The organism is Rhizobium sp. BE258 (assembly GCF_031457345.1).
Lineage (GTDB): Bacteria > Pseudomonadota > Alphaproteobacteria > Rhizobiales > Rhizobiaceae > Rhizobium.
The window spans coordinates 182,747-203,039 of record NZ_JAVDWL010000003.1 but is presented as its reverse complement, the minus strand read 5'-3'; the positions used below and the strand labels follow the sequence as shown (position 1 = coordinate 203,039).

Sequence of the window (20,293 nt, the reverse complement as noted above, 5' to 3'; positions counted from 1 at the left end):
TAGCCGAAAGAATTAGGTTTGCCGCTGGTGGCAAAACGCAGCGGGAGCGGCATCTCTGCCGCTCCCGCTATCCATTTCTGGTGCTGTTGACCTGCTTTCCAAGCTGCCGCTCAGGGCAGCCCGTAGACATGCACGTAATCGACGAACATATGCGACGGATCGGGTGCACTGGCTTTCGTCACATTATCGACGAGGCCGAGGTTGAGCAGCACATACATCGGCTGTTGATGCTCGGGCCGCGTCTCGGTCTTCCAGACCAGTTTCCTGTCGAAATACATGCGGATGTATTTCGGGTCGATCTTCACGCCATAGGTATGGAAGTCTCCAGGCTTGGCCTTCAGGAAGGCGTTGATCCGCGAGAATTTCGAATAGTGCTCGCCGGTCTTGTACCAGACATGCACGGTCGACGAATAACCGTCCGGCTTGTCGCCGTAATACTCCATGACGTCGATCTCGGCCGTCGATTTCGAGCGGTCCTTGCCGATCAGCCAGAAGGCCGGCCACAGACCCGGACCGGTCGGCAGCTGGGCGCGCGTTTCGAAATAGCCGTATTGCTGCGCAAAGCCGTTGCCTTTTGGATCAACCGAGGCAAGCAGCCCCGAGCGCCATTCGCCCTCACCGTCCTTCGAGGACTCGATGCGCAGCACACCATCATCGATGGTGAATGGGAAGCCATCCTTGGGATTGGCAAAGCGCGCGCCGCCAAAATCTCCCGACCACGGCGTATGCGCAATCCAGCGCGTTCCCGGCCCCCAGGCCGAGACGCTGAGATCGTCGAACTCGTCGGCGAAGGTGATCTTCATCTTGTCGAGGTCGAGAGCGTCGCCCGTATCGCCGGACGCCGCGTCGTCTGCAAAGATCGGTGCCGCGGTGGTTGCAGCGAGGGCGGCCGCGCACATGGCCAGCAGCAACGGACGCCGCCCGCCGGTCAGATGCTCGTTGCGAGATGTCTTGAATATATTGAACATGGCGCAACGATAGGCAGACCCTGAAACCGGGTGAAGAACCACGTTCGGCCGAGCCCCTGCCCGAAAGAAGTAGCCGCGGGCGTAAATACGCGGTGCTTTCCTGCATGCTACTGTTTCTGAAAATAGGGCTGGGCAACGACTTCCATGCACTTTCAGATCATGGGATTTCTGACGTTGGTATTGGGCGCGGCGGCACTTTACATGCCGCCGGTCTGGTCGTTCCTGCTGATCTTCGTTTCGACGGTTTTCGGTTCTGCCGCCGCCTTCAACCTGTCGGGTCTCGGCGGCGCATCGGTTCTGGTTCCTAATCTCTTCCTGGTCTTCTTCTTCATCCGCGTGCTGATGAGCTGCGGCGAAGGCCGGATACTGGCGGCCTTCGCACCCTCCAGGATCGGCTTCTATCTCCTGGCGCTGACCGTCTTCGGACTGGTCACCGCCGTCTTCTTCCCACGGCTGTTCCAAGGCATGGCCGAGACGATGATCGTCGAGCGCCAGGTCGGCGCGCGCAGCTTCATCGCGCTGCAGCCGCTGCGCTTCTCGTCCAACAATATCACCCAGTCAGTCTATGCCGTCGGTGGGCTGCTCTGCTTTGCCTGCACCTTTGCCTGGTTCCGCCGCGAAGGCATCGCCACCTCGCTGGTTACCGCGCTGATCGTCACGACCGTGGTCGATCTCTCCTTCGCTGTCGCCGACATCATCACCTATTACTCGCATACCGAATGGCTGATGAGCTTCGTGCATACCGCCAACTACGCGCTTCTGACAGCCTCGGAAAAAGGCGGACTGAAGCGTATTTCCGGAACCTTCCCGGAAGCATCCGCCTTTGCCGACTATACGCTGGTGCTATTTGCCGCCGTCTCCAGCCTCTGGCTGGATGGCGTGCGCAAGAAGATCACCGGCATCCTCTCCCTGGCGCTGCTTACCTCGCTGCTGCTCTCGACATCGGCAACCGCCCTCGTCGGCGTCGCGGCAATCATGCCGTTCCTGCTGATCCGGGCGATCCGCGGCCGCCACGCACTGGCGATCACCCTTGGTGCTGCGGCCCTGCCGCTTCTGGCGGTCATTGTTGTTGTCGCGCTTCCCGATCTCGCCACCGGCCTGCATGACTTCCTCGACGAAATGGTCCTCTCAAAGGCCGACAGCCAGTCAGGCCGCGAGCGGTTCATGTGGAATTCGGTCGCCTACGAAAGCTTCGTCAATACCTATGGCTTCGGCGCCGGACTGGGCAGCGCCCGCGCATCGAGCTTCGTGCTCGTGCTGTTGTCGAACCTCGGCGTTGCCGGGACGGCGATCTTCGTGATCTTCTCGCTCGCCGTCGTCCTGGCGCGCCTGCCGCAGCATGATGCCGAACGTCCGGAAGATATCGCCGCCGTACGCGCCGCCAAGCTCGGCTTCTTCGCGGTGCTGGTGACGGCCACCATCTCGGGCACCGTCTACGATCTCGGCCTCACCTTCTATATCCTCGCAGGCAGCGTCGCAGCCCTGACGCTGCCGCGGGCGGTCAGCCGCCCGGCACAGGCCGCACCGGCCTTCCGCTTCCGAAGCAGCCAGGACGCAGCACAGGCTCACTCATGAAAATCGTCGTCTTCAACGTCAAATACAGCGAGAACCTTGGAGACGGCCTGCTGGCCGACTGCATCGAAACCACGTTGCGCGCCGAAGGCATAGAGGTCGAGACGCTCGATCTGGCCGGCCGCACCGCCGTCGGCACCAGCAGGAACCGCAGCCTGATCCTCAATATCCTGCGCCACCTCCCCGCACGGCTGCGACGCGCCGTCGTCACGAAGGCACTGGCCAAACAGTTGCGCGAAAGCAGCCGCATCTGGGACGCGAAGATCGCGGCCGCCGATGCCGTCATTCTCGGCGGCGGCAATCTGTTTCAGGACGACGACCTGAACTTTCCGCTGAAGGTCGGCACGCTGCTCGATTGCGCCGCACGGCAGGGAAAGCCCCTTGCCATCTATGCCGTCGGCGTCGGCCCGCACTGGTCAGAATCGGCAAAACGCCTGTTCCGGCGGCTGCAGGACACCCGGCTCGCACATCTCTCCGTCCGTGACGGCTTTGCCTATCGCAACTGGCTCGAATATTTCCCCTCAGGCCCGGTGCCGCAGATCGAGCCCGACCCCGGCCTGCTCGCCGCAAGCCTCTTTTCCAGGGATCTTCCTGCCGTCCATAAATCCGTTGGCCTCTGCGTCACCGAGCCGAAGATCCTGGCACGACACGCTTCGCGCCCGGCGCTCTCCATTCCATTGACCACGGTCTCCGATTACCGCGACCTTATCAGCCATCTGATCGGCGCCGGTTACCGCGTCACGCTGTTTTCGAATGGGGCCGGTGAAGACCAGAAGCTGGCAGAAACCGTGCTGTCGTCCTGCAGGGCTGCCGGTATCGGCACCGCGGAGACGCTACGCCTGGCCGACCGCCCGCGCGATCCGCAGCAGCTGCTGGCGATCCTCAGGCAAAACAGTGTCATCGCCGCCCACAGGCTGCATGCCTGCATCGCCGCACACGCCATGCGTATCCCGGCGGTGGGCCTTGCCTGGGATGGCAAGGTCGAGGGTTTCTTCCGTGAGATGAACCGCTCCGGCGCCTTCGCCGCCGCTGGAACCAGCCCCGCCGGGATTGCCGCAATGGTCATGCGCGCAGATCAGGAAGGGCTCTCTTCCGAGGTCCATCACGAACAAGTGACTGCGGCCAGGTCCGCACTAACGAATGTGTGCTCGACTTTATTTGGGCTGAACCGGCCAGACACGATTTCCCGCTCCAAAAAACGTAATAAATTGGTACATAACGTATAAAAATGAGATTTATTCTGCACCAATATTGAAAATAACCATTCCGGCAAATCTATCCTCTTCAACAATCCCGATTCCGAGACAACATGAAATATTCATGTTACGATGTGCTCATATTTAATGGTTAACAGGTGTCTAAGGGGAAATAAAACCACGAAGTTTGCTGGAGGCGGGGCGTGGCGATATACGAAGGGTCGGACCACGAAAATCTTGGGCTGGTCAGAATACAGGGGCAAAGATTCACGTTATCGGGCGGTTCTCACCGCGCGTATGATGACGGCGATATTGTATTCGACCCCGAAGCCCGGAAGGCGGCGCTGCTTATTCTTGTAAGCGGCTGGGCCGTGTCCTGCAAATCGCTGCCGAACGGCACCCGCGTCGTGCTCGAATTCATCCTTCCCGGCGACATCATCTGGACGCCATCGGTAGCGACCGCCCGGGAAACGATCGAAGCCATTTCCCATGTCCAATTCTATGAGCTCAGCGGCCATGTTCTGGCCCGCTATCTCGACAGCAACACCGGCCAGAACATCATTCTCTCCGAGATGATGCGCTGTCATGCCCGCATGTCCGAGCGTCTCGCCAATGTCGGCCGCCGCGACGCGCTGGCCCGCACCGGACACCTTCTTCTCGAGCTCGCAGCGCGTATCGGGCCGGACCGCAAACGGCCGGGCCTCGATGGCTTCCTGTGCCCCCTGACCCAATCCGACATCGGCGATGCCGTCGGCCTCTCCACGGTGCATATCAACCGTGTCCTGAAAGATCTCCGGGTCAATGGACTACTGTCGTTTAGAAACGGGACCGTCGAGTTTCTCAATCGTAGAAAGCTCGAAGAACTTGTTGAATTCGACGATAGTTACCTTGCTACACAACCGCAGATAATTCCGAGATAAAGTGATAGTTCAAAGTAATTAGTCGCCCATTTCTGGGCTAATTATTTCAGACGCTGATATTTTAACAGAACATTAACCTATGTTAATGCCGCCTCATTTGGCTTCCTCCATATTTACATACAAGAGATCAATTCCGGAGCCATGGAATTCAAACAGACATAGCACCTAGTGCTAAGTAATAATTCTCGGGCTTACTTCTCTTACACGTTTAGTATTGAGTTCAACCAATGTAGGGGCGTGAAATGGAAGGTCTAACAACATCGAGTGAGCAGATCAGATCTGATACAGCTCACCTTATCTCTCTTCGCACATCCGATTCCATGAGACATTATCAGGTTTCCTCCCGGGCAGATTCCCAGGAAGAGCTGATGGATTATGTCCTGCTGCTGGATCCCCGCTCGCTGCAGAGCGAGTGCCTTTCCAGAAGCCTTTCCGAATACGACGAGGATCTCAAGGTCATCACCGCGACCTCGATCGAGGAGTGGCAGCGCAAGCGCATGCGGTTCGAACCGGCATTGATCCTTTACATGATCGGCGGAAAGCATGTCTCCGAACCGGATGTCAGCGACAAGATTGCCAAGCTGGCGCAGAAATTCCCGTCCGTACCTGTCATCGTCGGCGCAGAGGGCGACGAAATCCAGCAGGTGCTGAAGGCACTGGAATGTGGCGCCAAGGGCTACATCCCCGCGAATATCGGCATCGGCGTTGCCGCCGAGGCAATCGCTCTGGCCCGTGCCGGTGGTGTTTTCGTTCCGGCAAGCAGTCTGCTCGCCGCCAAGGAGATGATCACCTCAAGCACCACGGCAGCGAAATGCGGCGATCATTCTTTCACGCCACGCGAAATGTCGGTGGCGGATGCACTTCGCCGCGGCAAGTCGAACAAGATCATCGCTTACGAGATGAACCTCTGCGAAAGCACAGTCAAAGTGCATATTCGCAATATCATGAAGAAGCTGCACGCGACCAACCGGACGGAAGTTGCCTACAAGATCCGCGAGTTCGCTCAATAATCTCCCATTCCTCCGAAGATCTAGCCGGAGCGCCAACGCGCTCCGGTTCTTTTGCATGCCTGCCACCCGGCCTCCTGCACGAGGAGCCAGTTTCCCGGCCGCGTAAGACTTTCGGCTAGGCTCCTACCCCCAATTGACGCCGGTCCGCGCCGATGAAGGCGCTAGGGCCCGCAACCGAACTCAACGATGATGGCACCGCTTCACTTGAGGGGATAATTATGCGCGTCGCGATCGTACATTACTGGCTCGTGTCCATGCGCGGCGGCGAAAAGGTCGTCGAAGCGCTCTGCGACATGTATCCGGACGCGGATATCTTCACGCTTGTCTATGATGAAAGCCGGATGTCGGAAACGATCAAGCGCCACAAGGTCACCTCCTCCTTCCTGCAGAAGATCCCCGGCGCCGTGAAGCACTATCAGTCGCTGCTGCCGCTGATGCCCTTTGCGCTCGAAAGCCTCGATCTCAGCGGCTACGACCTGATCATCTCCAGCGAGTCGGGCCCCGCCAAGGGCATCATCGCGCCACCGCACTCGACCCATGTCTGCTACTGCCATTCGCCGATGCGCTATATCTGGGACCACTATCATGTCTATCGCGCCCGCGCAGGTCTCGCCTCGCGGATGATGCTGCCCGTCATGGCGCCGCTGCTCCGGTCCTGGGATGTCAGCACCAGCCTGCGCGTCGACCGCTTCGTCGCCAACTCGCATCACGTCAAGGCGCGCATCGGCAAATATTACGGCCGCTCGGCGACGGTCATCCACCCCCCCGTTGCCGTCGACGACTATGCCGTCTCTGACGACATCGGCGACTTCTACCTCTGCGCAGGACAGCTCGTTTCCTACAAGCGCATAGACCTTGCCGTGCGCGCCTTCACCAAGATGGGCCGCAACCTCGTCGTCATCGGCGAAGGCAAGGAACTTGCGGCACTGAAGGCGATCGCTGGTCCGACCATCACCTTCCTCGGCCGCACGCCCTTCCCGGTGATGAAGGAAAAACTTGCCCGCTGCCGCGCCCTGATCTTCCCCGGCGAAGAGGATTTCGGCATCGTTCCCGTCGAAGCCATGGCCAGCGGGCGGCCGGTCATCGCCTTCGGCAGTGGCGGCGCGCTGGAAACGGTGGTGCCGGGCCTGAGCGGCATGCTCTTTAACGAACAGACACCGGAAGCCATCATCGATGCCGTGGAAAGCTTCGAGGCGCAGGCCGCGATGTTCGACCCGCAAGCCATCCGCGCCCACGCCGCCCGCTTCAGCACCCGCAATTTTAAGCTTAGCATGGAACTGATCATCCAGGAGGAACTGCGCGCCCGCAAGACCGCCGCCCTGCAGCCCGCCCCCCACGGCGAAGCCCGCCGCTTCCCCTTCGACACGGTCTTCCCGGTACCTGCCCCGGAGACCGACCGGGTGCACTAGGCTCCCATATCCCGATCCTCACGCCATATGACCACCGCACGGAAAGCGTGACCCCCTGCGCGGAACAACAAATAGGATGCGCCGTTTCTCCCCCGCAAACCGAGCTAAGGAGAAATACAATGTACAAGGTTCTACTTGTCTCCAGTGCACTGGCGCTGTCGTCCCTGGCCACGAATGCGCTGGCTGATGGTGCGGTCACCGGCGCTGCCGGTGGTGCCGTGACAGGTGCGATTGTCGGCGGCCCGATCGGCGCTGCCGTGGGTGGTGTCGCAGGCGCCGTCGCCGGTGCCGTGATCGATCCGCCGCCGCGCGAAGTCGTGACTTATGTCGAGGCCCAGCCCGCTCCGCCGCAGGCCGTCATCGTTCAGCAGCCGATCGTCGTCGGCAAGCCGCTTCCGGCCGAGGTCCAGGTCGTTCCGGTGCCGGAGAACCCGAAATATGCCTATACCGTTGTCAACAACCAGCGTGTGATCGTCGAGCCCGAGACGCACCGCGTCGTGCAGGTGATCCAGTAATCGCGAAGACCTAAGCTGGAAACAGAAAAGCCGCCCTCAATCCGGGCGGCTTTTTTTGTTTGTGGCGCGGAAATCAGACCTTCAATTCCCGCCGCTCGCGCTCGGTGACGACTGACAGGTCGATCACCTTCTGCAGGTTGGCGGCATGACGGAAGTTTGGATCGGGCTGGACGCCGGTCATCACCGCTTCCGCGAAGCGCTGATAGTTGGTCGGAACCGCGGGAACCTCGATATCCTTCCAAGTGGCCGTCTCGACATCATCGCCGAAGCAGCCGCGCAGCGACGAGCCGTTCGGGTTGTGATTGACCTCGAGGCTGCCGCGTTCGCCATAGATGCGCAGCTTCAGCTCGTTCAGATGCCCGGTCGCCCAGCGGCTGGCATGGACGACGCCGAGCGCACCGTTGGCGAAATCGACCGACATGGTGAAACTGTCGTTGGCATCGAGCATATATTCGCCGATCTGGCCGCCCGGCGCCTTGTTGAAGGTCTTCAGGCGGGCGAAGACATGGTCGATATCGGTTGCCGCACCATAGGCCGCGAAGTCGAGAATGTGGATGCCGACATCGCCGAGCACGCCGTTCGAGCCGTGGCCGGTCGAAAGGCGCCAGAGCCAGGTCGATTCCGTGCGCCAGTCGCCCCAGGCGCGCGACACCAGCCAGCTCTGCAGATAGGACGCTTCCACATGCTTGATGGTGCCGAGCTCACCGGCCAGCACCATTTCGCGGGCGCGCTGCAGCGGCGCGACATTGCGGTAGGTGAGGTTCACCATGTTGATGACGCCGGCGGCTTCCGCAGCTTCGGTCATCTCCAGCGCCTTCGGATAATTCTCCGCCAGCGGCTTTTCGCAGAAGACGTGCTTTCCGGCGGCGATCAGCGCCATGGTCGTCGGGTGGTGGATTCTGTCAGGCGTCACATTGGTCGCCGCGTCGAATTCGCCCCAGGCGATCGCTTCGTCGAGGGTCAGGAAACGCTTTTCGATATTGAACTTGTCGGCGAAGGCCGCAAGGCGGACGGTGTCGGTATCGACAGCGCCGACCACCGTCACACCGTCAATGCGGGTGAAGTGGTCGAGCTGGTTTTTCGCCATCACGCCCGTTCCGAGAACGAGTAGTCGCATGGATTTTCCTCAGCGGTAACCGGCTTCGCCGGCCTGGTGCAGTCTCGGGCCGCGTTCTTCGATCGGCTCCAGGGCCTTCTCAACCGGCACATTTGGGGCATCGTGGATGGCAGTCAACGCACCAGCCGGGTTATGCGCCCATTTTACGCCATTGATCAGCACCTTCTTGACGTTGGCGTCGTGATAGGTGGGGTAGGTCTCGTGGCCCGGGCGGAAATAGAAGATATTGCCGGCGCCGCGGCGCCAGGTCATGCCGGAGCGGAACACTTCACCGCCCTGGAACCAGGAAATGAACACCGTTTCCAGTGGCTCCGGAACGGAAAACTGCTCGCCATACATTTCCTCGTTCTCAAGCACGAAATTCTCATCCAGACCGGCGGCGATCGGATGGCGCGGGTTGATGACCCACAGGCGTTCGCGCTCGCCCGCCTCGCGCCATTTCAGCGCGCAGGGCGTGCCCATCAGCCGCTTGAAGATCTTCGAGAAATGGCCGGAATGCAAAACGAGCAGACCCATACCCTCCCAGACGCGCTTGGCAACGCGCTCGACCACCTCGTCGGACACCGCGCCGTGATCCTTGTGGCCCCACCAGAGCAGCACGTCGGTCTCGTCGAGGCGCGACTGCGGCAACCCATGCTCGGCTTCCTGCAGCGTCGCCGTCGTGGCGCTGATCGCCGGGTCGCTGTTCAGCGCCTTGGCAATCGTCGTGTGCATGCCTTCCGGGTAGATACCCCTGACGATCTCGTTGGTATTCTCGTGGATATTCTCTCCCCAGACGACGGTACGAATGGCCATTGCCGGTGCTCCTCTAGGCTTCGGGGGTTGTCAAAACTGGCGGGTCGAGAAGAATTCAAAGCGCTTTGGGAAATTGAACAAATCTGCGCCTTGCCTCCTCCAAGTTACAAGAAGACATAGACCTTTGGCCGCAATTTGACAAAGGGGAAAATTAGATCCTGCGACAGGCCGCCGGACGTCGGACCAACCCTATAAAAATCAATGGGAAACGGACTTGGAGAACAGGTTGACGACGAGAACGCCCGATATGATCAGGCCGAGCCCGATCATCGCCGGCAGGTCGAGGCGCTGCTTGAAATAGATCAGCCCGACGGCGGAAATCAGCACGATTCCCAAAGCGCTCCAAATGGCATAGGCGATGCCGACGGGGATCGATTTCAGCGTCAGCGACAGCACATAGAAGGCCGCCGCATAGCAGACGACGACCACGGCCGTTGGCAAAAGGCGGGTGAATTGCTGCGACATTTGCAGCGCCGTCGTGCCGATGACTTCGAGCACGATCGCAAAGAAAAGCAGCGCATAGACGGCAGCCGGGCTCATGGTCTTCTGTCCCCTGGAATTATCGCTTGGTCAGTTCGGTCAGGCGCGCAATCAGCGCCCGGCGCTCGGCAAGCCCGAGATCGTGGCTCTCGGTCGTATCGGAGAGCCAGAGGCCATCGGCCGCAAAGCGGACGATCTGCGCATCGACGGACGAGTCGGTTCCGACATATTCGTCGGCGCGCGCCTGCACCCATTCGCGCCAGCGCTGGCGAAGCCGAGGCTCGGCCAGCATCGCAATCGTCACCTGCGCCCAGTGCCGTGATTCGTCGCGATCGCTCTGGATATCGGCGACGGCCAGAAGATAGGCGCGGGTGAAGCGGCCATGCGAGACCGCATCGCGGCGCATCAGCTCCTCGATATCGGCATCGAACCGCTCCAGCAGACTTTCGAACAGCGCATCGAGCAGCGCATTCTTCGTCGGGAAATGATGCAGCAACCCGCCCTTGCTGACGCCTGAGGCGCCAGACACCGCATCCAGCGTTACCGACGCCATGCCGCTCTCTGTTGCCAGACGTGCGGCGACATCCAGCAGCTGCCGGCGGACGAGTTCGGGTTGTTTCCTGCGGTGATGTGCGAGTGCCATGCGTTCTAAAAATACCGTCTGGACGGTTTTGTCAATCCAAATCGCTTCAGCCCCTTGGTATCGCAGCCGTTTGGACGAAATGCCGCGCTACGCACTTGCCGTGTTGCGCGCTGATGCATGCCGGTGCATGAAGACTGCGGGTATCGAGGGATGGGTCAGTGACGGAAGAGGCGATCACGCTTTATCAGGCGATCGGCGGCGACGAGACGGTCAAGGCTTTGGCGCATCGCTTTTACCAGCTGATGGATACGCTGCCGGAGGCCAGGCACGTGCGCGCCGTTCACCCGCCGAGCCTGACGGGCAGCGAGGAGAAGTTCTACGAATATCTGACCGGCTATCTCGGCGGCCCGCCGCTTTATACCGACAAGCGCGGCCATCCCCGCCTGCGCAGCCGCCATTTCGTCGCCGAAATCGGCCCCGCCGAGCGTGACGAGTGGCTGCTCTGCTTCCGCTGGGCGATGGACGAGACCATCGCCAATCCCAAACTTCGCGACCTCATATGGCCGCCGATCGAAAGGCTGGCCTTCCACATGCAGAACAAGGACTAGCGCCGCCATGATCAGCAACGAACGCATCGCGCCGTTCTTCTTCCTTTTCGCCGGCCTCTTCGGCGTCGCAGGCGTCGGCTTGGCCGCAGTCGCGGCCCATGGCGGCGGCGATGCCAGCCTCGCGGCCTCGGCGTCTGCCATGTGCCTGGCGCATGCACCCGCCCTTCTCGGCCTCGCACTCGCAGGCGAGAAGCTCAAAACCGCCTGGCTGGCCGGTTTGCTGATGATCATCGGCACCGCCCTCTTCGCCGGCGATCTCGTCTCCTTGCGTTTCGCCGGCCACGGCCTGTTTCCTTACGCTGCCCCAACCGGCGGCTGGGCGATGATGCTCGGCTGGCTGGCCATTTCCGTCGGCGGCTTCCTGCGCCGGCCGGTCCGGTGAACGGCGTCACCATCCGCAACGCCCGCGCCGGCGAGCTCGAAGCGCTGCGCGCCATCGAAATGGACGCGGTGGCCGCGCTTATCGACGCCGGTGTCCCCTTTTCCGGCGAGCCGCACCCGTTATCCTCGGAACAGCTTGCCGCCTATCTCGCGGATGGTCTGTTGATCGTGGCCGCCGGCGCGGAGGACACGCCGGTGGGTTTCGTTGCGGCGGAGGAGATCGGCGGCATGCTTTACATCGCCGAGGTCGACGTGATCAGGCGGCTGCAAGGCAAGGGCATCGGGCGATCGCTGATGCAGGCTGCGATCGATGCAGCGCGAAGCCGCGGACTGTCGGCTGTGGCGCTGACGACAGACCGCTTCGTGGTGTTCAATTATCCGTTCTACCGGTCGTTGGGCTTCGTGGAGCCTGAGACTAAGGATATGCTCGCGTATCTGCGGGCGATCCTTGACGCTGAGGTTGCGAACGGCATGGATCCGGAGAGGCGTGCGGGTATGGTGCTGCGGCTTCCGGGTATTTGATTTTAACTCGGCGCCCCTCATCCCCGGCGCAACGAGTTACACGCATCTCAGACCTGACAACGGACCTTCGTCATTTCGCCTTTTCATAGGCGTCGAAGAGATCGGTTACCAGAATCCCGTTGATCCGCATCCCAGTCAAATCGGCGTCCCTGATCTCCGAATTCGCCAATGTGGCACCGCTTATGGTCAATCGTGACAGGTTTGCATTGGTGACAGCCGCTCCAGACAGATTGACGTTATTAAAGCGCGCGGCTTGAAGGTTGACGTCGTCGAAATCAGCTTCGCCTAAATTGGTGTCGATGAATTTTGCTTTCGTCAGAACAGCATAAAATCGTGCGTCAGCGAGATAAACGCCATCGAAATTGGCGCCCGACATATCTGCCCGCTCGTAGCGCACCCCCTGCATTTGAGGGCCGTCAAAGGGATTGCTTCCTTGCTGATCAGTCATTGCCGTCTCCTCCAGCCGATCCTGATGACCATTCAGAGAGTGCATACTTTTGGTGGAGCTTCAACACTCTCGATGAAAGCAAAACTTGTTGTTCTACTTTTTTTACAACGCCGCATAGCTCGCTGTTTCGCAGTACAGGCGTATCCGAAATCGACGAAAAACCGCCAACGCAACTTCTCGATAATCGCGCGAACCCCTCACCCCGAATGCGCCATGAACCGGCTGAGATAGGCAAAACTCGTCTGCGCGAATTCGAACGGTTTGCGCGGACTGTCGTGCTCGACCACCAGTGTCCGCGCGCCCTTCGCCAGCGCCAGCCGCCAGAGCGAAGGCCACATCAGCGTGCCGGCGCCGACATCGGCCCAGCCGTCCTCATCGGCGTTTGCCCCTTCGGGCGCCCGGTCCTTCACATGCGCCGAGACCAGCACCTTGGCATAGCGCTGCAGCCATTCTGCCGGATCGACGCCGGCGCGGGACATCCAGGCGATATCGGCCTGCCAGACGAGCGGGCTGCCGCGCGCCGCTTCGAACATCACCTCGAAGCCGTAGCGGGCGGTCGACAGCAGCGCAAAGCCCGCCGTCATGTTGTGATAGCCGATGGAAATGCCGTGCGGCCTGTATTGCTCCGCCAACCGCCCGAGTTCGGCGCCGAGCCGCTGCCAGCCGCCAGTGGTCTCCGGCGGCAGGAAACTTGAGGATTGCGGCACGAAGAGCTGGGTGATGCCGCAGGCCTGACAGGCCCCGGTGACCTGGCCGGGCTCGTCGCGCAGGAATTCGAAGCCGATATGGGCTGTCGGCGCCGTCAGCGCGTGCCGGGCAAGCGCCTCACCGAGATCATCGGCTTCGCGCAGATGATGACCGAGCGGCTCGACCGACTGGAAACCCGCTCTGGCGGCTGCCGAAAGCTGGGCATCGAGCGATCCCAGTTCACGCAGCGAGAAAAGTTGCAGGGAGAGGGTCGGCTTGGTCATTGTGACAGGATAGCACGGCAAGTGGGCTCGGCCATAGCGAACCCTTGCCCGGACAAACATGCCGCAGGGCTGGTTTTACGCCTCAGCGCCCCGGGATACGGGCGAACCGCAGCAGGTTGCCATGCGGATCATGGACGAAGAATTCCTCCATGTTCCACGGCCGGACATCGAGAGCCGTCAGCGTTGGTACGGCTTTTTCGGAATATTCCCGGTGCAGCGCGCCGATCCGGCCGCCTCGGAGATAGACGGCGCTGCTTTCGCAAAATGCACGATTGCCGGTCAGCCGGAAATGCAGCTCCATGTCCTGCCGGCGAACGATCAGATAGTCTGCCGTCTCATAGGTCGCGGCAAAGCCCAGCTGGTCGCGGTAGAAGGCCAACGTTTCCGCAATATCAAGCGACGGCAGGATCGGCAGAACTTCGATGCGCTGCGGATCGTCCATGTCTCAGATACCCTCGACGACGGTAAAACCTTCGAAAACTGGCGGCCCCTTGTACATCGCCTTGCGGTCACCGGCATTGCGATGCGCAGCGCGAAAACTCTCGGACTTCGTCCAGTTCAGAAAGTCCTCTTCGCTCGCCCAAAGCGTATGCGAGGAAAACAGCGTATAGCCCTCTTCCACATTCGCCTTGCCGCGCAGCAGGCGGAACTCGACGAAACCGGGAACCGTGGACAGACTGGAATCGCGGTTGCGCCAGACATCCTCGAATTCGCTCTCCGATCCCTCGGTCACCTTGAAGCGGTTCATTGCGATATACATTGCGCCGTCCTCAGCCCTTGGCACGCTTGCCGCTTGGGAAAGCGACGACATTATTGCCGTTGGCGGCTTCGCGGCCAAGCGGCTTTTCCGGCTCCACGCCCGGCATCCGCGTTTCCCAATAGGGGAACTCGGTGACATTCGGGTAGTCGGCCTGGCGTTCTGCATTCTTCATCAGAAGCTCATAGAGTTCGGGCACAAGGCCGTCGCCGTTCTGTGCGGCCAGCTTGTGCAGGCCGATCATCATGAAGCCCTCGGGGCGCTGGTCTTTCATCGGGCGGTGTCTCGTTCGTTCATGGTGTTCAAGGCCCGCTCGAGGCTGGACTTGCTGCCGCTGCGCAGCGGGATGAAGGCCTTGCCGAATTTCTTGCAGCCGGTCTTCACGCGCACGCAGGCATCGTGGCTGATACAGTCGATCGGGCAGAACACGCAGTCGACCGATGGCAGAACGGTGTCGATGCGCGAGACCGCTTCGCGCAAGCCCCCGTCGTGGTGGATCAGCTCGGCGCCGAAGCTGCTGGCGATCTCGCGAAGATGTGCCACCTGGCAATCCCGGCCGCCGACATAGAGAAAACTGCGGCCGTCCAATTTGGATCGTCCGGACGGCTGCTGCGTCTGCGCTGCCGCATCCGCGCTGACGCGGATGTCCCGGTTAGATCCCTTCTTCGCCTTCCGAGCCATTTACCACCCGTTCGCTCGTTGATCGTCACACGATTCCAGTGTGCGAGCGGGACCTTATTAAACTTGATTTTTAGAGTAAAGTATAAAGTTGACTCTTTTGATCATATTTATTTCAGCGGCCGGTAACCTGGACTTCCTGGGTGAATGTCCAGCTCGGCTTGCCCCATTCCGACGGCAGCGGCGGGAATGGCGAAGCGCGTTGAACGCCGGAGACAACCGCCTGATCGAGCTCGGGAATTCCGGAACTGCGGGCAACTGACAGGCCGCTCAGCGAGCCGTCGCCGCCGATCGTCAGGCGAACCCTGACACTCATCGACGCGCTCATCCGCTTGTATTCGGACGGCACCTTCACGGCGCGGTGAATGCGCGATCGAACCTTGCCCGGATAGTTGGCGACGGCCGCACTGCCTGCCCCGCCCGAGCTTCCTGCCGAGCGCGAATTCCGGTCGGCATTGGCGACTTCTTCGCCGTCGCTGGCGCCGCGGCGAGAATCCTGCTTGTTCTCGCCCTGCGATCCCGCAGCCTTTTTCACCACCTTCTTCGGCGGCTCTTTCTTCTCGACCTTGGGCTTCTCGACCGGCTGCACCGCCTTCGGCTTGGCGATCGGCGTTGGCGCTTCCTCGGGCTGCACCGGATCCGGCAGCGCCTCGGCCGTCTCGACGGGGTCGACCGGCTTCACCTCTTCCGGGATCTCGGTCGCCATCGGCTGGACGACGGAAGTTTCGGCCGGAACGTTGGAGGTCAGAACCTCGGGCTCGGCGGCCGTCACCGTTTCAGGCGAAACGCGTGTGACTTCCTCTGTTGGCGGAACAGGCTGCGCTTCAACCGGCTGCGCCATCTCGGGCTGCACTTCGGTCGGCTGAACCGCTGTCGGCTGCACGGTTTCCGGCTGGACGCTTTCGGCGACCACCTCCTCCGGCTGCGGCTCGACCTGCAGATCGGGATCACCGGCAGAAGCCTGGTCGGCTTCGGAGTCACCAAGAATGATGACACTGACCGCCTCGCCGGCTTCCTCTTCCGGCTCGTGCGGCGCGACGACGAAGCCGACGGCGAGAGCGGTAAAGAGAATGGCATGGAAGGCAAAGGACGTCAGGCAGGCGACGACGACGTTGCGCTTGGCAGGCTTGGCGCCGGCCTCCTGCTTTTCGATCGCCGACGTGTCCATCGCGGGAGCGTCGGCGGCACCGGCCTTCGGTCCCTGCGCATGTTCCGGAAAGGAGCCGATATGGGCGAAGCGGGCATAGTGGACGACGGTTTCGGCGGCCGGCTGGCGCGGCGCGTTGCGCAGTTCCGGCATCTCGTGTCCGGGATGCAGCCCCGGCAGATTATCGTTCGACGTGCCGGCATCCTGCTCGGCAAGGAACGCGTGCCGCAATGTGGATTTCGCTGAAACTACCATCTGCCTTGCCTCGGCCAGTTTGAAACTGAAGCCTGCCGGAAATCATCTCCGGCGGTCTGTCTTACCCTTCGAAGGGCACAGAAATCTGCGAGCGGGTAACGAGACCCTTCATGCATGCACCGGCAGCCGGGCCATCACAAACCGGCGTGTCGTTGATGATGATGCGGGTCACCGCCTCGCATTTCATGTTGGGCATGTCGAACTGGCGCACGCGCTTCTTGCCCTCGGGCAGATCGCGAAAATCGAGAACGGTGATCTTGTCGACCGCGTTCTTGTCGTTGAAGAAGGCCAGCTCGAAGGAGATCTTGTTGACGGGCGCAGCCAGCTTGTTCAGCGCCACGAAGGTCATCATGCAGCCCTTCTGCGATGGCGCCAGCGCGTTCAGCTCGACTTCGAGAGCGTTGGCCGGAGCGGCCGGAGCAGCAGCGGCGGCATCCTGTGCATAGGCAGGAAGAACGCTTCCAACGACCATCAATCCGCACGCCACAAACGCTGCAAAACTGCGTGCCGCCATCACCACTTCTCCATGCGATTTCGAAAACTTGAGTTGATAACTCTTCTATTGCGTCTTTAAAAAATGGTGACTATGAAAGTCAAGATAAATGTATCTAGGCCGCCGGAAAACAAGCCGCGGCACAAGCGGAAATTGCCAACCGAAATGATGGTTGAAAAGCCTGACACCTTTAAGCATGCGCCGTTCGTCAAGGACGCGGCGGAAGTGCGCACGATCGAAAGCGGAGACATCTTCCGCGGCGCGAACGAGATCATGATCCGGCATGACGGCGTGGTCTATCGCATGAAAATTACCCGCCAGGGCAAGCTCATTCTCAATAAGTAAGGGTAGACCATGACCGAGAACACCAGACCGGCACCGGCCGAAATTCGCGCGTTCCGCGCCGAGAATCCGAAGATGCGCGAGCGCGATATCGCCGCTCAGCTGAAGATTTCGGAAGCAGCGCTCGTTGCCGCCGAAGTCGGCATTTCCGCCACCCGCATCGATGCCAGCGCCGCCAAGCTTCTCGAGCGCGTGGCGACACTCGGCGAGGTCATGGCCCTGTCGCGCAACGAAAGCGCCGTGCACGAGAAGATCGGCGTTTACGAGAACATCAGCGTCGGCCAGCACAATGCCATCGTTCTCGGCGAAAACATCGACCTGCGCGTCTTCCCGAGCCGTTGGGCCCACGCCTTCGCCGTCACCAAGAAGGACGGCGACACCGAGCGCCTCAGCCTCCAGTATTTCGACAAGACCGGCAATGCCGTCCACAAGATCCACCTGCGCCCGGCCTCCAATGCCGAAGCCTATCACGCTATCGTCGCCGAGCTGACGCTCGAAGACCAGTCGCAGGAATTCGTCGAGCAGGAAGGAAGCTTCAGTGCCGATGAAACCGGCGACGTCAACCAGAACGAACTGCGCGATAGCTGGAGCAAGCTGACCGACACGCACGAATTCTTCGGCATGCTGAAGCGCCTGAAGATCGGCCGCCAGGCCGCCGTGCGTACCGTCGGCGACGACTATGCCTGGAAGCTCGACAACACCGCCACCGCAGACATGATGCATGCTTCGGTCAAGGCCGGCCTGCCGATCATGTGCTTCGTCGCCAATAACGGCATCGTCCAGATCCATTCCGGCCCGATCCACAACGTCCAGCCGATGGGTCCGTGGATCAACGTTCTCGACGAAACCTTCCACCTGCATCTGCGCCAGGACCACATCGCCGAAACCTGGGCGGTGCGCAAGCCGACCAAGGACGGCCATGTCACCTCGCTCGAAGCCTATGACGCCAATGGCGAGATGATCATCCAGTTCTTCGGCAAACGGAAGGAAGGCACGGATGAGCGCGGCGACTGGCGCGAGATCATGGAAAACCTGCCGCGCGCGGCGAGCGTCGCCGCATAAGGAGCCGATCATGAGAATGCCTTCAAGCCTGCGCCGCATCCGCCTCCGGGAACTGGCGCTGACGGCTGCTGTCATGGCCCTGCCGCTGATCCCCTCACCAGTCGCCACGCCCGGCTATTCCTTCGTCCGCGCCGCCCATGCGGCCGAGCCGAAGAAGCTCGACACCTCGCGCGTCGTCTCGGTCGGCGGCGACGTCACCGAGATCATCTACGCGCTTGGTGAGGAAGGCCGCATCATCGCCCGCGATTCCACCAGCATGTATCCGGAAGCGGCAATGAAGCTGCCGGATGTCGGCTACATGCGGGCGCTGTCGCCTGAAGGCATTCTCGCCGTCAATCCGTCGGCAATCATCGCCGTCGAAGGCGCCGGTCCGCCGGAAGCGCTGACGGTTCTGAAGAATGCCAGTGTTCCTTTCGAGACGGTGCCGAACACCTACGACCGCGAAGGCATCCTGAAGAAGATCGATCGCGTCGGCTCCCTGCTCGGCGTCGAGGACAAGGCCAAGGCGCTGGAAGCCAAGGTCGGCGCCGATCTCGATGCCGCGATCACCGATGCCGAAAAGCGTCCGGAGGGCGAGCGCAAACGCGTGCTCTTCATCCTCAGCATGCAGGGCGGCAAGATCATGGCTTCGGGCACTGGTACGGCTGCCGATGGCATCATCAAGCTCGCCGGCGCCGTCAATGCTGTCGGCACCTTCCCGGGCTACAAGCCGCTGACCGACGAGTCGATCATCGAGGCGAAGCCCGACGTCATCCTGATGATGGACCGCGAAGGCGGTCATGCGGCCGCCAATGACGATCTCTTCAAGCAGCCTGCGATCGCGCTGACACCTGCGGCAGAGAAGAAGGCCGTCATCCGTATGGACGGCCTGCATCTGCTGGGCTTCGGCCCGCGCACGGCAAGCGCCGTCCGCGAACTCAACACGGCGATCTACGGCGGCTGACATGGCAGTGCAGGATGTGATGACGACGGACGGCAAGCGTTCCATGTTTTCGATCGCCGCATTGCGCGAAAGCCACCGGGTTGGCGATCGTACCCGGATCGCCGCCCTCGTCATCGCCCTGCTGGTCATCGGTTCCGTCTTTTCGCTGCTGTTCTCGGTCACCACAGGCGCGTCGGATGCTTCGATGTTCGACGTGCTGGCCAATCTCGGCGGCCAGGCCGATGCGCTGACCACCCGCGACCGGATCATCATCTTCGATATCCGCATGCCGCGTGCCATCCTCGGCTTCCTGGTCGGCGGATCGCTCGCCGTATCCGGAGCGGTCATGCAGGGCCTGTTCCGCAATCCGCTGGCCGATCCCGGCCTCGTCGGCGTCTCCTCGGGCGCAGGCTTTGGCGCCGTCATCATGATCGTGCTCGGCGGCTCGATTGCCATGCCGGTGTTCAATCTGCTCGGCATCTATGCGCTACCGCTCGCAGCCTTCGGCGGCGGCCTCGTCACGACGTTGCTGCTCTACAGGGTCGCCACTAGCAACGGCCAGACCTCGATCGGCACCATGCTGCTCGCCGGCATCGCGCTCGGCGCTCTCACCGGCGCCCTGACCGGCCTTCTGACATACATGGCCAACGACCAGCAACTCCGCGACCTTACATTCTGGGGCATGGGCTCGTTGGCGGGCGCCACCTGGATGAAGATCGCCGCAGCCGCGCCGATCATCCTAGCCTCCTACATCGTGCTTCCCTTCATGGCCCGCGGCCTGAACGCCATCACGCTTGGCGAGGCAGCCGCCTTCCACATGGGCGTGCCGGTCCAGCGGCTGAAGAATATCGCCATCGTCACCGTGGCCGCCGCGACCGGCGCCTCGGTTGCCGTCAGCGGCGGCATCGGCTTCGTCGGCATCGTCGTACCGCATGTGCTGCGCATGGTGATCGGCCCCGACCACCGCTATCTGCTGCCCGCCTCCGCCCTGCTCGGCGGCTCGCTGCTGATCTTCGCCGATGTTCTGGCGCGCACCATCGTCGCCCCGGCCGAACTGCCGATCGGCATCATCACCGCGGCCGTCGGCGGTCCCTTCTTCCTCTGGATCCTGCTGCGCCAGCGCTCGCGGCTCGCCCTCTGAG

26 protein-coding genes are annotated in these 20,293 nt (G+C 61.4%); 13 read left to right on the top strand and 13 right to left on the bottom strand.

Annotated elements, in window-relative coordinates:
* Positions 1-110 precede the first annotated feature (110 nt).
* A complete protein-coding gene (locus J2X43_RS11510; protein ID WP_310294078.1) occupies positions 111-968 on the bottom strand; it encodes a glycoside hydrolase family 16 protein in 858 nt (285 codons plus the stop codon).
* A 144-nt stretch (positions 969-1,112) separates the two neighbouring features.
* On the opposite strand from J2X43_RS11510, the gene J2X43_RS11505 reads away from it, so the two are divergent.
* The 6 genes from J2X43_RS11505 to J2X43_RS11480 all read left to right on the top strand — a co-directional run bounded on the left by J2X43_RS11505 (position 1,113) and on the right by J2X43_RS11480 (position 7,590).
* Positions 1,113-2,543: an O-antigen ligase family protein gene (locus tag J2X43_RS11505; RefSeq protein ID WP_310294076.1), complete on the top strand. Its 1,431-nt coding sequence runs from the start codon at positions 1,113-1,115 to the stop codon at positions 2,541-2,543.
* A complete protein-coding gene (locus J2X43_RS11500; RefSeq protein ID WP_310294074.1) occupies positions 2,540-3,766 on the top strand; it encodes a polysaccharide pyruvyl transferase family protein in 1,227 nt (408 codons plus the stop codon). The genes J2X43_RS11505 and J2X43_RS11500 overlap by 4 nt, the downstream gene beginning before the upstream one ends.
* A gap of 212 nt (positions 3,767-3,978) precedes the next feature.
* A complete protein-coding gene (locus J2X43_RS11495) occupies positions 3,979-4,656 on the top strand; it encodes a Crp/Fnr family transcriptional regulator (RefSeq protein WP_405049592.1) in 678 nt (225 codons plus the stop codon).
* A gap of 368 nt (positions 4,657-5,024) precedes the next feature.
* A complete protein-coding gene (locus J2X43_RS11490) occupies positions 5,025-5,666 on the top strand; it encodes a response regulator transcription factor (protein WP_310294071.1) in 642 nt (213 codons plus the stop codon).
* 218 nt (positions 5,667-5,884) lie between these two features.
* Entirely contained in the window at positions 5,885-7,075 is a 1,191-nt protein-coding gene (locus J2X43_RS11485; RefSeq protein ID WP_310294069.1) for a glycosyltransferase, read from the top strand.
* A gap of 119 nt (positions 7,076-7,194) precedes the next feature.
* The gene (locus tag J2X43_RS11480) at positions 7,195-7,590 is read left to right on the top strand and encodes a DUF1236 domain-containing protein (RefSeq protein ID WP_310294067.1); all 396 of its coding nucleotides are present in this window, start codon (positions 7,195-7,197) and stop codon (positions 7,588-7,590) included.
* 73 nt (positions 7,591-7,663) lie between these two features.
* Here J2X43_RS11480 and J2X43_RS11475 read toward each other — a convergent pair whose 3' ends face one another.
* From J2X43_RS11475 to J2X43_RS11460, 4 genes are all read right to left on the bottom strand, one after another.
* Entirely contained in the window at positions 7,664-8,707 is a 1,044-nt protein-coding gene (locus tag J2X43_RS11475; RefSeq protein ID WP_112390115.1) for a Gfo/Idh/MocA family protein, read from the bottom strand.
* A 9-nt stretch (positions 8,708-8,716) separates the two neighbouring features.
* Positions 8,717-9,502: a ThuA domain-containing protein gene (locus J2X43_RS11470; protein WP_112390114.1), complete on the bottom strand. Its 786-nt coding sequence runs from the start codon at positions 9,500-9,502 to the stop codon at positions 8,717-8,719.
* A gap of 198 nt (positions 9,503-9,700) precedes the next feature.
* On the bottom strand, positions 9,701-10,042 hold the full coding sequence (locus J2X43_RS11465) for an SMR family transporter (protein ID WP_310294064.1): 342 nt from the start codon (positions 10,040-10,042) through the stop codon (positions 9,701-9,703).
* Positions 10,043-10,061: 19 nt separating this feature from the next.
* Entirely contained in the window at positions 10,062-10,625 is a 564-nt protein-coding gene (locus tag J2X43_RS11460; RefSeq protein ID WP_310294062.1) for a TetR/AcrR family transcriptional regulator, read from the bottom strand.
* A gap of 158 nt (positions 10,626-10,783) precedes the next feature.
* Here J2X43_RS11460 and J2X43_RS11455 point away from each other — a divergent pair, with 158 nt between their 5' ends.
* Genes J2X43_RS11455 through J2X43_RS11445 form a run of 3 tightly spaced genes read left to right on the top strand, consistent with a single transcriptional unit; the run spans position 10,784 to position 12,076 of the window.
* Entirely contained in the window at positions 10,784-11,173 is a 390-nt protein-coding gene (locus tag J2X43_RS11455; protein WP_310294060.1) for a group II truncated hemoglobin, read from the top strand.
* Positions 11,174-11,180: 7 nt separating this feature from the next.
* Positions 11,181-11,555: a DUF423 domain-containing protein gene (locus tag J2X43_RS11450; RefSeq protein ID WP_310294057.1), complete on the top strand. Its 375-nt coding sequence runs from the start codon at positions 11,181-11,183 to the stop codon at positions 11,553-11,555.
* A complete protein-coding gene (locus J2X43_RS11445) occupies positions 11,552-12,076 on the top strand; it encodes a GNAT family N-acetyltransferase (RefSeq protein WP_310294055.1) in 525 nt (174 codons plus the stop codon). Before J2X43_RS11450 ends, J2X43_RS11445 begins: the two co-directional genes overlap by 4 nt.
* 70 nt (positions 12,077-12,146) lie before the next feature.
* Here the strand turns inward: J2X43_RS11445 and J2X43_RS11440 are convergent, their stop codons facing one another.
* The 8 genes from J2X43_RS11440 to J2X43_RS11405 all read right to left on the bottom strand — a co-directional run bounded on the left by J2X43_RS11440 (position 12,147) and on the right by J2X43_RS11405 (position 16,846).
* A complete protein-coding gene (locus J2X43_RS11440) occupies positions 12,147-12,524 on the bottom strand; it encodes a pentapeptide repeat-containing protein (RefSeq protein ID WP_310294053.1) in 378 nt (125 codons plus the stop codon).
* A gap of 197 nt (positions 12,525-12,721) precedes the next feature.
* Positions 12,722-13,495, bottom strand: coding sequence for a sugar phosphate isomerase/epimerase (locus J2X43_RS11435; protein ID WP_310294051.1), 774 nt, complete (start codon positions 13,493-13,495; stop codon positions 12,722-12,724).
* 82 nt (positions 13,496-13,577) lie between these two features.
* The gene (locus J2X43_RS11430; RefSeq protein WP_310294049.1) at positions 13,578-13,937 is read right to left on the bottom strand and encodes a VOC family protein; all 360 of its coding nucleotides are present in this window, start codon (positions 13,935-13,937) and stop codon (positions 13,578-13,580) included.
* 3 nt (positions 13,938-13,940) lie between these two features.
* Positions 13,941-14,255 carry an antibiotic biosynthesis monooxygenase gene (locus tag J2X43_RS11425; protein ID WP_112390106.1) on the bottom strand — a complete coding sequence of 105 codons (315 nt, stop codon included), beginning with the start codon at positions 14,253-14,255 and terminating at the stop codon, positions 13,941-13,943.
* 10 nt (positions 14,256-14,265) lie between these two features.
* Positions 14,266-14,526: a hypothetical protein gene (locus J2X43_RS11420; RefSeq protein ID WP_112390105.1), complete on the bottom strand. Its 261-nt coding sequence runs from the start codon at positions 14,524-14,526 to the stop codon at positions 14,266-14,268.
* Complete coding sequence (locus tag J2X43_RS11415; RefSeq protein ID WP_112538962.1) at positions 14,523-14,933, bottom strand: DUF2325 domain-containing protein; 411 nt, start codon at positions 14,931-14,933, stop codon at positions 14,523-14,525. The genes J2X43_RS11420 and J2X43_RS11415 overlap by 4 nt, the downstream gene beginning before the upstream one ends.
* Positions 14,934-15,045: 112 nt before the next feature.
* A complete protein-coding gene (locus J2X43_RS11410) occupies positions 15,046-16,332 on the bottom strand; it encodes a TonB family protein (RefSeq protein ID WP_310294047.1) in 1,287 nt (428 codons plus the stop codon).
* A 61-nt stretch (positions 16,333-16,393) separates the two neighbouring features.
* Entirely contained in the window at positions 16,394-16,846 is a 453-nt protein-coding gene (locus J2X43_RS11405) for a hypothetical protein (protein WP_310294045.1), read from the bottom strand.
* 144 nt (positions 16,847-16,990) lie between these two features.
* On the opposite strand from J2X43_RS11405, the gene hemP reads away from it, so the two are divergent.
* From hemP to J2X43_RS11385, 4 genes are read left to right on the top strand one after another with little or no spacing between them, the layout of a single operon-like run.
* Complete coding sequence (hemP, locus tag J2X43_RS11400) at positions 16,991-17,170, top strand: hemin uptake protein HemP (RefSeq protein ID WP_112390101.1); 180 nt, start codon at positions 16,991-16,993, stop codon at positions 17,168-17,170.
* A gap of 9 nt (positions 17,171-17,179) precedes the next feature.
* Complete coding sequence (locus J2X43_RS11395) at positions 17,180-18,229, top strand: ChuX/HutX family heme-like substrate-binding protein (protein ID WP_310294043.1); 1,050 nt, start codon at positions 17,180-17,182, stop codon at positions 18,227-18,229.
* Positions 18,230-18,239: 10 nt separating this feature from the next.
* Positions 18,240-19,172, top strand: a complete 933-nt coding sequence (locus J2X43_RS11390; protein WP_310294041.1) for a hemin ABC transporter substrate-binding protein — start codon at positions 18,240-18,242, stop codon at positions 19,170-19,172.
* A gap of 1 nt (position 19,173) precedes the next feature.
* The gene (locus J2X43_RS11385) at positions 19,174-20,292 is read left to right on the top strand and encodes an iron ABC transporter permease (RefSeq protein WP_310294039.1); all 1,119 of its coding nucleotides are present in this window, start codon (positions 19,174-19,176) and stop codon (positions 20,290-20,292) included.
* Position 20,293 lies beyond the last annotated feature (1 nt).

Excerpts from the sequence above, each read along its gene's own strand:
- hemP (WP_112390101.1), top strand. The coding sequence starts at position 16,991 with ATGATGGTTGAAAAGCCTGACACCTTTAAGCATGCGCCGTTCGTCAAG.
- J2X43_RS11485 (WP_310294069.1), top strand. The coding sequence starts at position 5,885 with ATGCGCGTCGCGATCGTACATTACTGGCTCGTGTCCATGCGCGGCGGC.
- J2X43_RS11405 (WP_310294045.1), bottom strand. The coding sequence starts at position 16,846 with ATGGCGGCACGCAGTTTTGCAGCGTTTGTGGCGTGCGGATTGATGGTC.
- J2X43_RS11510 (WP_310294078.1), bottom strand. The coding sequence starts at position 968 with ATGTTCAATATATTCAAGACATCTCGCAACGAGCATCTGACCGGCGGG.
- J2X43_RS11415 (WP_112538962.1), bottom strand. The coding sequence starts at position 14,933 with ATGGCTCGGAAGGCGAAGAAGGGATCTAACCGGGACATCCGCGTCAGC.
- J2X43_RS11410 (WP_310294047.1), bottom strand. The coding sequence starts at position 16,332 with ATGGTAGTTTCAGCGAAATCCACATTGCGGCACGCGTTCCTTGCCGAG.
- J2X43_RS11440 (WP_310294053.1), bottom strand. The coding sequence starts at position 12,524 with ATGACTGATCAGCAAGGAAGCAATCCCTTTGACGGCCCTCAAATGCAG.
- J2X43_RS11385 (WP_310294039.1), top strand. The coding sequence starts at position 19,174 with ATGGCAGTGCAGGATGTGATGACGACGGACGGCAAGCGTTCCATGTTT.
- J2X43_RS11505 (WP_310294076.1), top strand. The coding sequence starts at position 1,113 with ATGCACTTTCAGATCATGGGATTTCTGACGTTGGTATTGGGCGCGGCG.
- J2X43_RS11460 (WP_310294062.1), bottom strand. The coding sequence starts at position 10,625 with ATGGCACTCGCACATCACCGCAGGAAACAACCCGAACTCGTCCGCCGG.
- J2X43_RS11395 (WP_310294043.1), top strand. The coding sequence starts at position 17,180 with ATGACCGAGAACACCAGACCGGCACCGGCCGAAATTCGCGCGTTCCGC.
- J2X43_RS11425 (WP_112390106.1), bottom strand. The coding sequence starts at position 14,255 with ATGTATATCGCAATGAACCGCTTCAAGGTGACCGAGGGATCGGAGAGC.
- J2X43_RS11480 (WP_310294067.1), top strand. The coding sequence starts at position 7,195 with ATGTACAAGGTTCTACTTGTCTCCAGTGCACTGGCGCTGTCGTCCCTG.
- J2X43_RS11470 (WP_112390114.1), bottom strand. The coding sequence starts at position 9,502 with ATGGCCATTCGTACCGTCGTCTGGGGAGAGAATATCCACGAGAATACC.
- J2X43_RS11500 (WP_310294074.1), top strand. The coding sequence starts at position 2,540 with ATGAAAATCGTCGTCTTCAACGTCAAATACAGCGAGAACCTTGGAGAC.
- J2X43_RS11450 (WP_310294057.1), top strand. The coding sequence starts at position 11,181 with ATGATCAGCAACGAACGCATCGCGCCGTTCTTCTTCCTTTTCGCCGGC.
- J2X43_RS11430 (WP_310294049.1), bottom strand. The coding sequence starts at position 13,937 with ATGGACGATCCGCAGCGCATCGAAGTTCTGCCGATCCTGCCGTCGCTT.
- J2X43_RS11435 (WP_310294051.1), bottom strand. The coding sequence starts at position 13,495 with ATGACCAAGCCGACCCTCTCCCTGCAACTTTTCTCGCTGCGTGAACTG.
- J2X43_RS11475 (WP_112390115.1), bottom strand. The coding sequence starts at position 8,707 with ATGCGACTACTCGTTCTCGGAACGGGCGTGATGGCGAAAAACCAGCTC.
- J2X43_RS11390 (WP_310294041.1), top strand. The coding sequence starts at position 18,240 with ATGAGAATGCCTTCAAGCCTGCGCCGCATCCGCCTCCGGGAACTGGCG.
- J2X43_RS11490 (WP_310294071.1), top strand. The coding sequence starts at position 5,025 with ATGGATTATGTCCTGCTGCTGGATCCCCGCTCGCTGCAGAGCGAGTGC.
- J2X43_RS11465 (WP_310294064.1), bottom strand. The coding sequence starts at position 10,042 with ATGAGCCCGGCTGCCGTCTATGCGCTGCTTTTCTTTGCGATCGTGCTC.
- J2X43_RS11420 (WP_112390105.1), bottom strand. The coding sequence starts at position 14,526 with ATGAAAGACCAGCGCCCCGAGGGCTTCATGATGATCGGCCTGCACAAG.